The sequence below is a fragment of the Candidatus Zixiibacteriota bacterium genome (genome assembly GCA_026397505.1).
Lineage (GTDB): Bacteria > Zixibacteria > MSB-5A5 > GN15 > PGXB01 > JAPLUR01.
The window spans coordinates 1-15,491 of the sequence record JAPLUR010000131.1 but is presented as its reverse complement, the minus strand read 5'-3'; the positions used below and the strand labels follow the sequence as shown (position 1 = coordinate 15,491).

The following is a 15,491-nucleotide window of genomic DNA, read 5'->3' as shown; positions in this document are numbered from 1 at the left end:
ACTTGTCGCCATGAACGCTTATGAATTGTGAAGAAAACAGACCCATCATAAATAATGGGCTACCGGTCCCTGTAGTCATTTAATAGTTTAATCACATGGAATTAGTTGATCGATTTCGCGGTTGCCTGCTCGGACTTGCTGTTGGTGATGCTGTCGGCACAACGGCAGAATTTAAATCACGTGGCGCCTTTACTCCTCTCACCGACATGGTTGGCGGTGGGCCTTTCCGGCTCAGGCCAGGTGCGTGGACCGACGATACTTCCATGGCCCTATGCCTAGCTACAAGCTTAGTTGAGTCAGAAATGTTTGATGCCGATGACCAGATGAAACGTTACCTCAGCTGGTATGAAAACGGATATCTCAGTTCTAATGGTCGCTGTTTCGATATTGGTAATACTGTAAGCAGGGCACTACTACGCTATAAAGAAACCGGAGTGGCCTACAGCGGCCCTGATGACCGATATTCTGCCGGCAACGGCTCTATCATGCGTTTGGCACCAATACCAATGCATTATTTCCCAGACCAAACCAAAGTCATATTCTATTCGGCCGAGAGCTCACGCACAACCCACGGCGCAGAAGAATGTATTGACGCATGTCGATTATTGGGCAATATCATATTCCTTGCTCTTAACGGATGCAATAAGGATTCAGTTCTGTTGAACACAAATGCCGATATTTTGTTTTCGGACTCAATCCGAAAAATCGCAAGTGGACAATATCGAGATAAGGCGGAGGATTCTATTCGTGGGACAGGATATGTCGTGGAAAGCCTTGAAGCGGCTCTGTGGAGTTTTTGGGTAACTGATTCATACGCGAGTGCGGTCTTGAGGGCCGCAAATCTGGGGGATGACGCTGACACCACCGCCGCCATTTGCGGCCAAGTTGCCGGTGCATATTATGGCGAATCTGGCATACCTACTCACTGGTTAGAGCGATTAGTGATGTGCAAAGAGATAGGCCTTCTTGCAGATAAGCTTTATTCACATTAAAATTTATGAAACGGGTAACCCACCCGCCGCGGCGGGCTGTGGGAAAATCTGATTCGACAGGGTCGCATTCCCTCTCCCATACTACAAAATCACCATCGGTTCGATGGTGATTTCCCCATCACCCCCCTTATGTAGAAGGAGTGTTTATTTATATGTCAGGAAGCATTAAACAGCTTAACACCAATTGTGCCAATGCCTTAAAATCATCGCGCCATAAAATGGGCCATTCCTGTGCGCCCGTCTGTCCCCCTTACTGCCCGGCCGCCCCGAATCCCCGCCGGGCCGGCGCCCCGTACATTTTAAAAAACGAAGAAACGAACCCATTTTGCCGACCCTCTCCCGCATGCCCAACCCATTCTCCGGCAACAAATAATCAGAAAGTGATTGTGATTTTAAGAGCGGCATATTTTTTAAAACCGAACCCATTTTTGTCGGCTCCTCGGCATATATATGATTCACCCTGTTTCTTCGGTTTTATTTCCCCTGAGCACATGTAACCACTTGCGCTGCAGTAGGGTAGAGGTATGGCAGATTAATATTTCTTTAGTTGAACAGTTTTATGGGCAAACAATACATAGTGGACGGTCTGGCGCCTTTTCCGGACGGGGGTTCGATTCCCCCACCTCCAGAATAAATGTCAGCCGCCCAAGGTGTTTGAGCAACAACCGACCGGATAATCCCGACCCAGTCGAGGTGATCCCGGCCGGGAAACGCGGTTTCCTACCCAGGAACGATTTGGCAAAATGGATTCGCGTTGTTGTTTTTTTGGGGAGCCCATATTTTGATTGCCGTCCGAATGAAGCTGCCCACCGCCTTCGCGGCTGATTGTTCAGGCCGGGTGGATGTCGGGCGCGGCCGTCAGACCCGCCGCCGCCTCATATTCGGCCACCAGCTCAGAGATCAGCCTCTTTACGGAAACGATTTCTGTCACGCGGTAGGCATTCGCCCCGGCAAAGGCAAAACCACTCTGAAAATTACCTTTTTTGGCGGATATCAAAGCGTGCGCAATGCAATATGGCGAGTTGGTATAATCGCAGGTGGAAATGCAATGGTAAGGACACTTATATGGCTTCTTCATTCCCGAGCCGACATCATCGAGGTATTGGTTGCGAATCGCCCGGCCGGGCATCCCCACCGGGCTCTTAATGATCACTATCCCCTCCGGCTGGACATCGATATACATTTGTTTGAAAGACGCATCGGCGTCACACTCGTAAGTGGCGACAAAGCGCGTCCCCATCTGAACGCCGGCGGCTCCCAGCCCTATGAACGTCCGAATATCCCGGCCGGTATATATTCCCCCGGCGGCGATAACCGGGATCGGTCGGCCGTAAGGGACCGCAAAGAGACCGACCTCCTGAACAACGGCGGGAATCAACTTCTCCAGGGCATAGGCCGGGTCAAAAATCTGCTCCTCGGAAAAACCGAGATGCCCGCCCGCCTTGGGACCCTCGACCACCACTGCGTCGGGCAGGTAATCATATTTACGCAGCCACCGCTTGCAGATCAAGCCGGCCGCCCGCGCCGAGGAGACGATCGGCACCAGCTTCGTATGAGAGCCTTTGGTCAGGTATCCCGGCAGGGTCAAGGGCAGTCCCGCGCCGGAGAATATGATATCGATGCCTTCTTCGATCGCCGTGCTGAAGAGATCGCCATGGTTGGAATTGGCCATCATGACGTTCAGGCCCAAAATGCCGCCAGTCAGCGATCGCGCCTTGCGAATCTCGCGGCGCAGGGCGCGGATATTGGCTTCCAAGAAATCGGTGTAGAAGTCCGGTTCGTTCATGCCGATTCCGGCCGCAGCGATGACGCCGATCGCCCCCTCATTGGCCACCGCCGAGGCCATCCCGGCGAGGGATATCCCCACGCCCATGCCTCCCTGGATAATCGGCACCGGCGCGCTCTTATCGCCGATAACCAGCGGTCTCAGCCTGAAAGAATGCAGCATTATAGCCCTCTCTCAATCGGCGTGGGAGCCTGATACGGAGTAGTTGAATAGGATTCGATTGTGCTTATCACCTGGTTGTCACTGCGCACGCAGGGCAACGAACGAAAGCGGCTAATGTTATCCATTCAGGCCTTTTGTTGGTTTTCACAAGTCAATAGGAGCATAATCATGATAAGGTAAGTGAAAGCTTCCCTGAATCAAACAACTATTTTCCTTCAGATCCTCTCCACCTCAACCCCAAGTCCCCCGCCGCATTATGTTTATGCCCACCAACGCCCTACTCGATAAAAATCAGAATTCACCGATTTGTGATCCGTTCATAACCTCTCGGTTACACAAGTTTCACGATTCTAACGTCAACGGGACTCACTGCAAAGAGATTATATAAGGCGATACAATTCAACGGCTAAGGTCAGCCTCTGGTCGCGCGGTTCTTCGCGACGGCTGCGAGGCGTTGTTGCGCTTTACGTCTCGCCAATAAATGATGTGAGCAGTGCCGCCAGACCGGGCCGTACTGATACCGTCGGAAGGGGAGAGCCAGCTCCGGATTCCCAGCGATATACCGCGCCAGCGAAACCGTGAATTCATATCGCAGTGCCATATCGACCTCATCGGGGCCGTGGAATCCAAAAAGCTCTTTGAGATTGTCGGTCGTGTAATCGCCGCCAAGAAGGGTCTCGGCAAATTCGAGTGCCGGGGTCTGAAGTTGCAGGAATCCGTGCCTTTCGTAAACCTCTCTGGTTTTCTCAATCAGTTTCTGCCGGGCGATTTCCTCTTCGGGCGGGTAATCCCGGAACCCTTTGAGCACTCTTGGCAATACCTTGCGATATGATTTCTTATCTGTCATAGTAATTCCATATTTTGATTCAAGAATTTACACCTTTTTGCGGATTAGGAAAGAGATTTTTTTTGTCCAAAAGAATAATACTGGGGGGGAGGGTCGAACTCCCGATAGTCAATATCTCAAAATTGAGGCCCGATTTTACCATTCCTTATCTTTGTGACCGGCATCCAAAAATGCACGATAGTCTCGTCGGAAGATCTCAAATGCTCTTCTAATTTCCTCTTTATCAGTTCCCAAAATTGTAGTATTGAAAACACGCTGGGCGATTCTTGCCATATCGCTAATCTGTTCCATCCCTGAGAATCTGATTATATATTCAATATCGCCTGCTACGGCACCATATTTTAGACTCTCTCGACGCACTAAATATCTGGCGATAAATATCTTGAAATTGGTGTCTTCTTTAAGTAGAAGATTTAATTTGATTTCAAATTCGCTTGGGTTTGCCCATTCCTTAAGACGTCTAACGATGTAGATGAAATGGCTATGAATTAAAGAAGAGTCTTTTGCTAGTTTTCGTAGGTCGGGTTCCGAAATTCCGACCCCGGTTGGAATGAGTAACCCGACATCTAATTTCTTTCTCCAAATTCACTCCCGCCTCACCTCGTGCACGGGAGGCTTCAATCTGCCCGTGGGCTATCAAATCCCGTTCCCTTCATATCAAAATCTGTAGCGCATCGATGGTGATTCGGAACCTTTCCCATTATATAGAAGGAAATTATTATGCTTTTTGATGAAAATCAACATATTTCTAAGCGCCAAAATACGGCCATTGCCCAGAACGGCCCCAAAACGATCGGCCATGCAAAACAAAAAACGGGCCACGCCGCCCAAAACCGTGTCACATTTCCACAACTCTTTTGGGCATACTATCTTACACCGTGGGCCTTATACTCCGCCCCAACGAAACTGCACATTTTAAAAAACGAAGAAACAAACCCATTTTGCCGACCCTCTCCCGACCACCCAACCCATTCTCCGGCAACAAATAAACGAAATGTGATTACGATTTTTAGAGGGTCGGGATTCTGATAGACAAAGCCATTTACCTGTCCGGCCGGGTCCTTAACTGGGTAACCCACCCGCCTGCGGCGGCTCGGCGTCCGCGGCAGGCGGAAAATCCCCCCGGCTACCAAAAATGGGGAATTTTAAATATGAATAGAAAAAGTAGAAACGCCCGCCCAAGGGGTCGGGACAGGCGCGAGGGTTTCGACATATTCTGACTACGCGGCTTCTCAGTGCTCGTCTGCGGAGAGTACGGTTGCGTGGCAGTAGCCGGCTTTTTCAGGAGGTACAGCCCCTCCTTTGTATAGATTATTAATCAGGAAAGTGATATCCAGGACGTTGACGACATTACTGTTATTGACATCGGCCATGTCAACAATAGGGGGTGCCTTGTGACTTTTATAAAGGTACTCGATTAGCATCGAAATGTCCAGGATGTTAACTCTTCCATCCAGATTCACATCCCCGCAAGGAACAGCAATAGCCGGTGTGAGCGCACTTTCATGGTTGTCATTGGCAAGGGCAGTAATCGCGTAATGGTAAGAAAAACCGGGGGGAATAATCGAATCCTGATAGTATATTGTGTTGGAAGATACCTGACCGATTAATTCCCAGGGAGAACCCTCGTTGTTACGTCTATAGATATTGTATCCCTGGGGCTGGCTCAGCGGAAAGCCCTCAACATTGGTGACAACCGGAGTCCAGTGCAATTGGGAAGCGTTTTCTGAAGTATATAGAATCGCTTTTTGAGGCGCTGAAGGGAGGGGGGATGTTATGATTATCTGCAGCGGTGCAGACCATGAAGAAAGCGATCCATCGGGCCCTCTGACTTGAACCCGCACAAAATACGTGCCTTCTTCACTAAAAGCATGATTTAACAAGACGCTCTCACCCTCTTGCACCAAAGGAGAAGAAGAAAAAGTCCCATCGTCCCAGTTGACTATGAATGTTGAAGAATTCAGGCTCGCAGGTCCCGGGGAGAAAACAATGATCTTTTCAGGATATCCAATTGCGTTTGGCAAAGCCTGTGGCATCGCGGGCTGTTGGGGAAGGGCGTGGTTGCTTACCCAATCGCTATCCGGCAGTAAGAGCAACGGATCTCCCAGAATGGTAGTGCCGTAATTCTGATCAAACATTGCGTTAAAAATGCCCCATTCTCTCAAGGATTCGCCAATGCTGTATCCCTGCGAAAGATAAAGATAGAAACTTTCATCGGTACTGACTCCCCAATTGCTCGGCCCCAAGGTTGTCAGACCATTCGTAGGTGCAAACACATATGCGGTCCCGGGAAGATTGCGTTCAAAATTCTGAGGTTCGCAACTATGGATATTAATAAAAACGGTTTTCGGGTCGTAGTGAAGGATCTCCTGAACATGAAACAGGCCATCGGCAAATACGCTGCCCGCTCCATGGTTCCCAATAATAACGCTTTCAAATCCTGATCCCGAGTTGTTCAAAAGCGTTATGTAATATTGAATGGTAGTGTTTTCACCGTATACTTCTTCAACTTCATCATATATCAGTCTAAGCCAATTTCCTCCCGTTCCCGCGTACCCATTGCTATACAATAGCCCCCTTCGTGAAACGGTTCCAATGCTGGTCGAAATATCTTTGATCCTAAACGCATGGTTTTTTGAAAAATAGCCATTGATGGCTGTTATCTCCTCTTCATCAGTTCCATTTCCATATGCTTGTAGCAACGGCAAGGGGTATATCCTGCCAACCCAGATTTCCGAAGAAACACCCGCCCGGTGACTATCCAAAAAGCCATCGCCACTGGTATCGACCCAAACCCCGTTCAGATCTCTGTAATACAGATCAAGAGGATACCCATAATCGATTCCCTGCCATGTCCATTGGTAATACTTGACATAGGGAATGTCCCCAATCAATACTGCCCCATCAAGGTTTTCATTTACAAACGCGTTCAGCAGGAATTGTCTAAGCGGGGCAGCGTGATCTATGCCGTTGAGGGTATCGTTCCATAACACAATCTCTGCCTGGTAACCTTGCAGCGGCAGATCTTGGACATATTGTTCAAGGCTGTTTTGGATATTATCGGGCTGGTGGTTGTACAGATTTGAGGATGCAATGACATAGACAAGCTTCGAGCCGGTACCCCGTGTCTGGGGAGCAGAACCCGTTCTTATAGCTTGTGCATTTGAAGATATGAAAGCATACCCAACGATTATCAGCATCAAACATGTAAGAAGGGCATATTTTTGCATCGCAATCCTTCACAAGGATTATTCGTAGATGTGGTAGTCTAATCGAAATATATGAGAAATATTCCCATTGACAAGCAGAAAATCTGGCTCGCCACGCCGTCGCTCTACCGATTATTGATTATACGGTCGGCATAATTAGCCAGAACAAACAATAATAAGGAACAACGATGCCTTCGGCAGGCAGGCACGGGACAAGAGGAATTGTCATAAATTGTTGACATCGTTGTCCTTAAGTGTCCAGTATTGTCCCTTGTCTGGAAGCTGGAAAGAGGTCATAACCGCCCGCTCGCGGGATAAACTCCGGTCGCGGTCGCGGCTGGCGGAAAATCCTTCCCCCGCTACCAATATCATCAGCGCTCCCGGCCATACAGTTCACCGTTGAACCAGTATTCATTCCAGTATGTTTCCCCGTTTTCGACATGCACCCGATACTCAACTGTCGTAGTATTGCCGTTGCTGTAGGATATTGTAATCACTCCCTGTTCGCGCGTTCCGCGGGCGGCCCACCGTCCCTGGGTATTGTCATTGCGCGCCGCACCCCAAGCCATATCCTGATTTCCATACTGGTCGGAGGAACCGCCGGAATAACTGGCCTCGTACTTTTCGGAATAGCCGCCATCAGGAAATAGCGTCACCCGTGTCTGGGTATTCTTGGTCATAGTCACCCAGGTACCGGCGAAATTCTGCATCAGGTCCGAGGCCTGCACTCTGGCATACTGCATCCCGCGAGCAATAGCATCGGCCGCTCCGGCCAGTTCTCGGCCGTATTTATCGGGTGTGGTCAGGGCAATAATGTAGGCCCCGCCGCCATAAGGGGAAAAAGTGCCGATACCGCGCGCCTTCACCTGCTGACCATTGTGCGTTCCGGCATATTCTCCGCCGATAGCATTATCGCCGATCTGCTCCACGCCGCTTATCGGCGAAAGCTGGGTACTCCCCTCAGCCAGGCCGCTCTGCATTTGCGATTGAACCTCCTGGAAACTCTGAGCCATGTGTGGAAAGACAATTATCATTCCGGCAATGACATCATGTCCCAGGACAACCCCCTGAGCGTTCTGTTGCGATTTCCAGCCAGCCGGAGTGCGAAACTTAAATCCCCAGTTGGGATCACCGACCTCGTTCCCGGAGAGAGTCGGCGCAGCAGGCATGGTGGATTCCATTTGTCCGAAGGATGTTCTATTCTCGGCGGTCGAGAGTTTCGTCGATCCGACACGCGCGGCACCCTGTCTTGAAAAGGATAGTTCTTTCACTTTGTTATAATCCGGCGCATTGTCCGGTCCCGGTTCGATCAGGTTCATGGATAATTCGTTCCCTGCGGGATAAGCTTCAAAATAGACGCCGCCCTCGTTGTTGTAGCAGGTACCTACCGCCACCCCCTCCTGTACCATTCCCTCCACCTGATATTGCATTCCGGTGGTGCTTGACAGACTCCCGGTTATTTTTCCCTGACTATCCTGGCGGAATATAAGAGTGATCGTGTTACCCTGGGCGGCCATTACATAAGTCCCGCTGATACCCTCGGCTGATAACATGTTTCCCTCATCTGACAGTTCACTCTGCTCTGATATGTTGCGGCGGTCATTTTGAATCGGTTGGGTTGCGGTTCCGGTTGATTTTCCGCCTGATACAGACGTGATAGCGAACGGCGCGGCCGTGACCAATTTGCCGTCGATATAAAAATCAAGACGGTAATTCCCCACCGGCCATCCGCTGTTTGGTTTCGAAATGGAAAAGTGAGCCCGCACTTCACCCGACTCCTTGATAACTATGATGGTGGAATCAATTTCATAATTTGGCGTGGCAATAGCATCTATGGCCACCCAGGTCCCTTTCAGACGCGTTCCCGGTGAGACATCATCCAGCACTACCACGGCATGAATTTCCGGCGAGTCGGAATTGAACCGATCGGAAACATTCACCGGAATCGTTCCCGGCTCGGAGATTTTCCCGCAGGTACTGACCGACACCAATCTGGCGGCGGCAGCGATATTGAAAAGAGACGCCGCGAGGATGGCTATCGGAATTAAAATCCATTTATAATTGGCACACATATAACGTTCTCCTCAAGTGATTAGCATCATTTATCTAACACTGACATTAATACTGACCAGTTTCCATTCAGGATATTCATAACCATATTTCAATTCAAAATAGGCCACTGACGGTTTGGTCGGATAGTAACCCTGAAGAGCCAGAAAACCGTTGCTGTCGATAATCGGCCTTTCATCAAACACTGGGTCCATACCATTCAAAACGGTCAGATCAATATTTTGGTCTGTGAATGATTTGAAGGATGTCAGCAGGTCCTCCTTATTTGTCTGAGATTGCCAGTGCCGGGCGATATTTTGATAGAAGTCGGTGAAATCTCCGGCCTTTATGGCCAATGCCAGGTCGTGCAATGATCCATTGGCCATGAACTTTAATTCGTTATATGAAGGAACCGCTTTCCCGCGCTCCCCCGTGAGTATCCCGGCCTCAGATTTCCGGAGGGAAAGGATTTTCCAGAAGCCATTCTCTTTTACGAATGTCATCTTGACCGGTACTGTTCCACTATCTCTCGTTTTGATTTCTCCTTCCAGTTCACCCTGACTTCCTGAAATGGTGCGGGTCCCCCAGCTGGCACTGGCGTAATTGATCAGAGCGCTCTGCTCAAGGAAGTCTCTCATCGCCCCTGTTGGTGTCGCGGCTCGGAAATCCTCCGAGAGAAAGCCGCGGGCTCTGTTATAATCGCCGGCTTTGACAGCGCTGAAGAAGTTATTTGCCACCTCGACCACTCCAGAGGTGAAATAGAATACCAGGGCGATGCCGATTACAATCAAGGTGAGTGCAGCACCAACGATTATCAGAATTTTCTTCATATTCCGCTCCTCAGACCCGGCGGGGTGAGCACAACCCCCGCCGGGCGGTTGGATCCCTTCTTACAAAGGGTCGGTTAGCATAATCTCTGTATAATTCTCATTTCAATAGAAGCATTTTCTTCGTGGCCAGATTTTCCCCGGCGCGCAGGCGGTAAAAATAGATTCCGCTGGCGACTTCTCTGCCGTTTGCATCGCGACCATCCCAGACAGCCGAGTACATTCCAGCCGGCTTACTCTCATCCATAATGACCCGGACCCGCTGACCAAGAAGATTGTAAATTGAAAGCTCAACCTGCCCTTTGCGCGGCAGGCTGAATTCAATCATGGTCGCGGGATTGAACGGGTTTGGATGATTCTGCTGCAGGGAGAATTTCATCGGCAGAAGGGCACTGTCGGATGGGAGGTCATTGGGGTTATCCGGACCGAAATCCTGCCAGAAGCCGCCGTGAAGGTTATAGCTCCCCAGTGTTGATAAGCCGGATGCTGTCTGCCCGATGGTTGCTCCCAGTATAATCCCTCCCATCGTCCTGATGCTTCCCCCAGCGGCCATAGTATGCCAGGGGAAAGTTGATTCAAACGCCGCCTTCATAGATTTGGGCGACAGACCCGCCGGTGGAATCGGTTTGACCGACGTGAGTGCCGCCCGATCACCAGTGCCTGCATCAAGGAGCGCCGCCCCGAACAGGACCAGGAAGAACAACGCCGCCCGATATATTGATCGATGTCTCATATCATTCCTCATTTCTTATCGGGTCTTGAGTTCCTCAATTTCCTTTTTCAACTCCTCAACAAGAAGTCGCAGTTCCTGATTCTGCCTGAGTAGTTCCTGAACTCCCAGCAAGGCAACACCTGCGACATCACCCGGCGAGAGTTATTCATTATCGCGGCTGCCGTCATCCTTCATGGTGCCGACATCAAAAGCCGCTACGAAATCCTCGGCGACCGGGCCAATATGCTTTTCGGAAACTCCTTTGTACTGCCAGGATTCAATCGGCATGGCGGCAATTTTGGAGAGAAGTTCTTTTCCTTCCAGCGGCTGAAAATGGTCCTTGAATTTGCGACTGGAACCGTTGGTCCAGGTTCCGCCGGCGGTCAGGCGCGCGCCATTTCCATTGAGTGTATTGGTCCCAACATGTAACGGAAAATTTATGCCGCCATCGCGGTCATCGCGATTTATGCCGAAGTTGCCCGACCAGGTGCCGTCGAAAAAGCCGGCCCGGTAGGCGTTATTCAGGTAAACCTGTGCCCCAAAAGCAACGGAATAATCGGCATTAGCTGTCAGGGTGTCCTGCGTCCCACCGAGGACCGAGGACCATTCGCCGTTATTGTCTTGGTATTCGCCGCCAAGAATGGCGCTGTTGTTCGCATTGGCCCTATTGTCGGCCCCTCCCGCCACGGTGCTCTGCCATCCGATTGCTTTATTCCCAAATCCGCCCGCCACAGTACTATAAAGACCTTCGGCAGAATTTGCTCTGCCCCCCGCTATGCTGGAATACCTGCCGAGGGCGGCGTTATCATAACCGCCGCCGACATATGCCCCCGTATCGGTGGTTACACTTCCGGCAATGTTTGAATAGCCGGAGGAAATTCCAGAGTAGACAGCGCGAGCGGTATCACGCTCACCTCCGCCTATAGCACTGAAATTCCCGGCGGCGCTGTTGTCGGTCCCGATGACAAAGGCACTGGTCCCGCCGTTGCTGTTATTCCCGCCCAGATTGGTTTTCCCGGTGACACGCAGAGTCCCCTGAACATGCAACCGGTCGGAGGGAGCGGAATAGCCCAGACCGATATTCCCGGTTGCTGATTGAAAGGTCATAATATCGGAATCGAGCACTTCATCGCGAATGATGAGATTATTATTCTGCCAATTCCGATAGAGAATTGTCCAGCGGGGTGCGGCATTTTCCGCAATAGCGATGCCGCTGGAATTGGCGGATGGATCGGCACCGAGATCTATCGTCAGATAAGTATTGGCGCCGGCGCCGTTCACTTCCAGCTTGGTATGAGGCGTGACCGTGCCGATACCGACATTGTCTGCGGCCGTATTTAAACGAACCGCGGATCCATCGTCACTCCAGCCGCTGGCCCCGGCCGGGCTGTTCCAACTCAAATGTCCGTTCCCGTCGGTGGTCATCATTTGACCGGCGGAACCATCGGCCCGTGGAAATCCATACCCATCAGCCTCGGTACCGAACCATATATGAGGCATATCCACCATGAAGGTGGAATCCTGAGTCATTTTGCTCTTGATGCCAAAAAGATATGAGTAAGCAGCCATGCTGGTGATAGAATCGGCGTATCCCCCAAGAATGGCGGAATAATCGGCGGCAATATGATTGTTGCGGCCGCCGCCGATGAAACTGCCGACTCCGGAGGCCCAATTGTGAGTTCCTCCGGCAATCGCGGCAAAGCGATTTCCCGCAACGTTTGAAATCCCGCCGCCAACAAAAGCGGCCGAGTCGGCCGGTGCACCTCCTGCCTGATTATGATCCCCAGAGAAAACGCCACCCGTGAATCCATATGCTGCATTCGTATTACCCCCGCCGACAGTACTCATCATTCCTTCGGCGCGGTTGTCGCTACCGCCGCCGACTGTGCCGTAGCTATTGTTGACTTCATTATTGGCCCCGCCGCCGATTGTAGCCACAAAGCCGTTGCCGGTGTTGTAAGAGCCGCCGGCTACGGTGGAATAGGACCCGACCGCCCAGTTACCGTATCCGCCTCCGACAGTGTTATAGCGATAATGCTGCCCAGTAACTCCGGCAGTGGATGCGACACCCAGGTTGACCATCGTCCGGGCGCTATCGCCGAACAGGGTATTTCCTGCTCCGCCGCGGGCAATGCCCCAATATCCGTCAGTCTGGAGCACGGCACCGGCCAGAGTCCAATTGGAGCCGCCGGCGCCTGACAGAGCCACCGTGGCGGTGTCGGCATGCCCGGCTCGGAAAGCATATGCGGTACTGGCAATTGGTATGGGAGCGACCGTTTCCGGGCCGTCACCAATTTTCATTTTAAGCCAACGCTCCCCGCCGTCGAAAATGCTGCTTTGAAGCGGGCTGATTGATCCCAGAAGAATATCAAAGAGGCCGTGGGAAATCGAAACCGTGGGAAATGTCTCCGACCAAACCGGATTGGTGCAGGCCTCATCACTATAGATGGTGAAAGTCAGGGCGACACTGGTATCGAGCGCACTGCCCGTCCCGTCGGTCAGACGCCCCTGATAATTGATCAAATGCGGGACTCCGGCCATAATTGCCGCCGGAAATACCACCAGAACCAGAGCAATTACACATGTCAACATTAACAGTCGAAACATGGCTGTTCCTCCTCAAAGGGTTAAGCATTTCTAATTGTGACATTCTTATCAAAAAGGATTCTCTCAGGAGAACCGTGTTATTTGACCTGATGTCTATTCAGCCATCGGAAGAGCTCTTTCAGGTTATGAAAGACATATTCCTCGTTGGTGCTGAAACTGGTCGCCTTACCGACCCAATCACCATCCTTCCGCGCGACATGCAGAAGTATTTTCTGCGGTGTGGCTTGGGTAGAGAGAGATTTTTTCTTCATTTGTCTCATACAATTCCAAGCTAAAAACCTCACTGACAGGCCACTGACAAAATCGAAGTAATTTTGTCCCATGGAGCGGATTTATAGATAGAATTGACCGACAATTTCAATCCGAAAGGGCCGTCAAACAGCATCAGGAGGGTGGGCGGGCGGCATTTTTACTTTACATAACGTATTGTATTGTATATTCCTATAATATGAAAGTTCTTCGTTCAAAGCTCTTGAACCCACAGCCCGCCCCGCATCATATTCCTCGCCTGAGACTCATGAACCGTTTTTTTGAATCGCCGTCGGCCAACCTCTTTTTGCTCATCGCCCCTGCCGGTTTCGGCAAGACAACACTTGCATTACAGGTGCTTTCGAAAAAATCAGGCCTGCCTCATGCCTGGTTTCATCTTGACCCCCATGATATCGAGCCCGCCCGATTTCTGACCTATCTGACTGAAGCCTTATCGGGTGTCATGCCGGAAGTTAAGAACAGTGGTCTTCAGGACAAAGCCTCTTCGATACCGGCTCCGGAGCTAATTGAGGAATTGTGCTACCTGATTGAACAATCAAAAAGACCGATATGCTGGCTGGTTCTGGATAATTGGGAGACAGTAAACGATAGCAGAGAGCACGGCGATATTGTACTTCGTTTGACCGCTGCCGGGCAGCCAAAGCTGCGCATAATTCTGGCTTCCCGGGTCAAGCCGCTATTTAGTACGCGCAGACTACAGGAGAGCGGGCGGGCTATCATAATCGGGAAAGACGAGCTTTCTTTTACCTTCTCTGAATTTGTCGATGCAATTAGAAGCAGGATACCGTTCGATCTTGATGAAGGGCAAGTGGAGCGGCTCTGGCAGCGGACCGCCGGATGGTGTGTCGGAATTGGATTGCTTCTTGAGTCGCTTAAGAACCAGTCATCGGTGACTGATCATGAGATATTTGCCGCAGGGAGAAGCCTGCGCTCTTTTAATGAATATGTGGAAGAGGAACTGCTGAAGGGGATGTCTTCGGAGTTGGTGAGCTTTCTCGCGAGGTGCTCGGTTCTTGATGTCATTTCCCCGGAGAGCGCCGCAGCCGCAATGAACGAAAGCAGCGACAACATTACGATGAATTTGCGATTATTCCGGGAGTCGGCGATACCCCATGTTGTCCTCGGCGAACCGGAGACTTTCCGGCTCCACCCGTTGGTCCGGCAGGCATTTAATCGTATCTTGCGAAACAGGCTGAATAGAGACGGGTTGACCGCCATATATCAATCGGCGGCGCAATACTTCCGCAAGCAGGGGGCGGCGCTTGAAGCCGCTCAGTTGCTCATCGACTTGCCTGATTATGAAATGGCCTTGCGCGCAATTGACGAGGATTGGCATGCCATCGTGGCCGCGAACGGCCTGGGTCGGGTGCGAAGCTGGCTGGAGCAATTTCCGGCGGATCTCCAGAAAACCCCTCTTTATGTTAAGATCCGAACACAACTGCTTTCAATAGCCGGAGAAAATCGCAAGATCGTGGAGTATCTCTCTGATAAGCTCAACCCGGAGCAGTATGATGGCGATTTTGTCACCCTTGGTAACTTATGGATACACTACCATTGGGCGCTGTTGCATCTGTCACCGGCCACCGATTACAGTTCCACCAGGCGAGATTGGCAGGCACTTGAGCGCCGGAGCGGGAATCCGGCAAAATCCATTGAAGCCGGTGTACATGTAGTCCTCTTGCTGGCCGCTCACCAGGAACTTCGTGAAGATAAAGCCATTGAACATTCGCAAATCTGCCTGTCCATGCTCAACGAAATGCAGTTTGATTATCGCATGACCGTGAAAAGCAACATCGCTCTGTTTACTCATTTCCAGGGAAAATCGAGAGAAGCTCTGTCACAATTTCAGGATATCCTGGTAGAGTGTGAACGAAAAGGCGCCTTCACTATTATGCCGATAGTGCTCGTCAATATTTCCGAATTAAACCTATCCCGGGGGGAGTACAAGAACGCGCGTGAATCCGCCGAGCGGGCCCTGCAAATGCAGCGTCTGCATGGCATAGATAATCGCGGGGTTGAAATGTACGCTG

The 15,491-nt window shown here is 51.0% G+C and carries 13 protein-coding genes; 3 read left to right on the top strand and 10 right to left on the bottom strand.

Annotation, left to right across the window (positions count from 1 at the left end; genetic code table 11):
- Nucleotides 1-95 precede the first annotated feature (95 nt).
- Nucleotides 96-992 carry an ADP-ribosylglycohydrolase family protein gene (locus NT002_13925; GenBank protein MCX6830359.1) on the top strand — a complete coding sequence of 299 codons (897 nt, stop codon included), beginning with the start codon at nucleotides 96-98 and terminating at the stop codon, nucleotides 990-992.
- Nucleotides 993-1,821: 829 nt separating this feature from the next.
- Here the strand turns inward: NT002_13925 and NT002_13920 are convergent.
- The 3 genes from NT002_13920 to NT002_13910 all read right to left on the bottom strand — a co-directional run bounded on the left by NT002_13920 (nucleotide 1,822) and on the right by NT002_13910 (nucleotide 4,078).
- Complete coding sequence (locus tag NT002_13920; GenBank protein ID MCX6830358.1) at nucleotides 1,822-2,940, bottom strand: nitronate monooxygenase family protein; 1,119 nt, start codon at nucleotides 2,938-2,940, stop codon at nucleotides 1,822-1,824.
- A 412-nt stretch (nucleotides 2,941-3,352) separates the two neighbouring features.
- On the bottom strand, nucleotides 3,353-3,787 hold the full coding sequence (locus tag NT002_13915; protein MCX6830357.1) for an ATP phosphoribosyltransferase regulatory subunit: 435 nt from the start codon (nucleotides 3,785-3,787) through the stop codon (nucleotides 3,353-3,355).
- A 135-nt stretch (nucleotides 3,788-3,922) separates the two neighbouring features.
- Nucleotides 3,923-4,078, bottom strand: coding sequence for a hypothetical protein (locus NT002_13910; protein MCX6830356.1), 156 nt, complete (start codon nucleotides 4,076-4,078; stop codon nucleotides 3,923-3,925).
- Nucleotides 4,079-4,507: 429 nt separating this feature from the next.
- On the opposite strand from NT002_13910, the gene NT002_13905 reads away from it, so the two are divergent.
- Nucleotides 4,508-4,816 carry a hypothetical protein gene (locus tag NT002_13905; protein ID MCX6830355.1) on the top strand — a complete coding sequence of 103 codons (309 nt, stop codon included), beginning with the start codon at nucleotides 4,508-4,510 and terminating at the stop codon, nucleotides 4,814-4,816.
- A gap of 203 nt (nucleotides 4,817-5,019) precedes the next feature.
- On the opposite strand, the gene NT002_13900 is transcribed toward NT002_13905, so the two are convergent.
- The 7 genes from NT002_13900 to NT002_13870 all read right to left on the bottom strand — a co-directional run bounded on the left by NT002_13900 (nucleotide 5,020) and on the right by NT002_13870 (nucleotide 13,442).
- The gene (locus NT002_13900; protein ID MCX6830354.1) at nucleotides 5,020-7,017 is read right to left on the bottom strand and encodes a dockerin type I domain-containing protein; all 1,998 of its coding nucleotides are present in this window, start codon (nucleotides 7,015-7,017) and stop codon (nucleotides 5,020-5,022) included.
- A 204-nt stretch (nucleotides 7,018-7,221) separates the two neighbouring features.
- Complete coding sequence (locus NT002_13895) at nucleotides 7,222-7,368, bottom strand: hypothetical protein (GenBank protein MCX6830353.1); 147 nt, start codon at nucleotides 7,366-7,368, stop codon at nucleotides 7,222-7,224.
- Complete coding sequence (locus tag NT002_13890; GenBank protein MCX6830352.1) at nucleotides 7,368-9,068, bottom strand: hypothetical protein; 1,701 nt, start codon at nucleotides 9,066-9,068, stop codon at nucleotides 7,368-7,370. Before NT002_13890 ends, NT002_13895 begins: the two co-directional genes overlap by 1 nt.
- 30 nt (nucleotides 9,069-9,098) lie before the next feature.
- Nucleotides 9,099-9,875 (bottom strand): hypothetical protein, encoded by a 777-nt coding sequence (locus NT002_13885; GenBank protein MCX6830351.1) that lies wholly within the window; start codon nucleotides 9,873-9,875, stop codon nucleotides 9,099-9,101.
- A gap of 97 nt (nucleotides 9,876-9,972) precedes the next feature.
- The gene (locus NT002_13880) at nucleotides 9,973-10,605 is read right to left on the bottom strand and encodes a T9SS type A sorting domain-containing protein (protein ID MCX6830350.1); all 633 of its coding nucleotides are present in this window, start codon (nucleotides 10,603-10,605) and stop codon (nucleotides 9,973-9,975) included.
- A 141-nt stretch (nucleotides 10,606-10,746) separates the two neighbouring features.
- Entirely contained in the window at nucleotides 10,747-13,191 is a 2,445-nt protein-coding gene (locus NT002_13875) for a hypothetical protein (GenBank protein MCX6830349.1), read from the bottom strand.
- A gap of 77 nt (nucleotides 13,192-13,268) precedes the next feature.
- Nucleotides 13,269-13,442, bottom strand: a complete 174-nt coding sequence (locus NT002_13870; GenBank protein MCX6830348.1) for a hypothetical protein — start codon at nucleotides 13,440-13,442, stop codon at nucleotides 13,269-13,271.
- Between the two features lie 266 nt (nucleotides 13,443-13,708).
- Here NT002_13870 and NT002_13865 point away from each other — a divergent pair.
- Nucleotides 13,709-15,491: hypothetical protein (locus NT002_13865; GenBank protein MCX6830347.1), on the top strand; the 1,783-nt coding region annotated here is incomplete at its 3' end.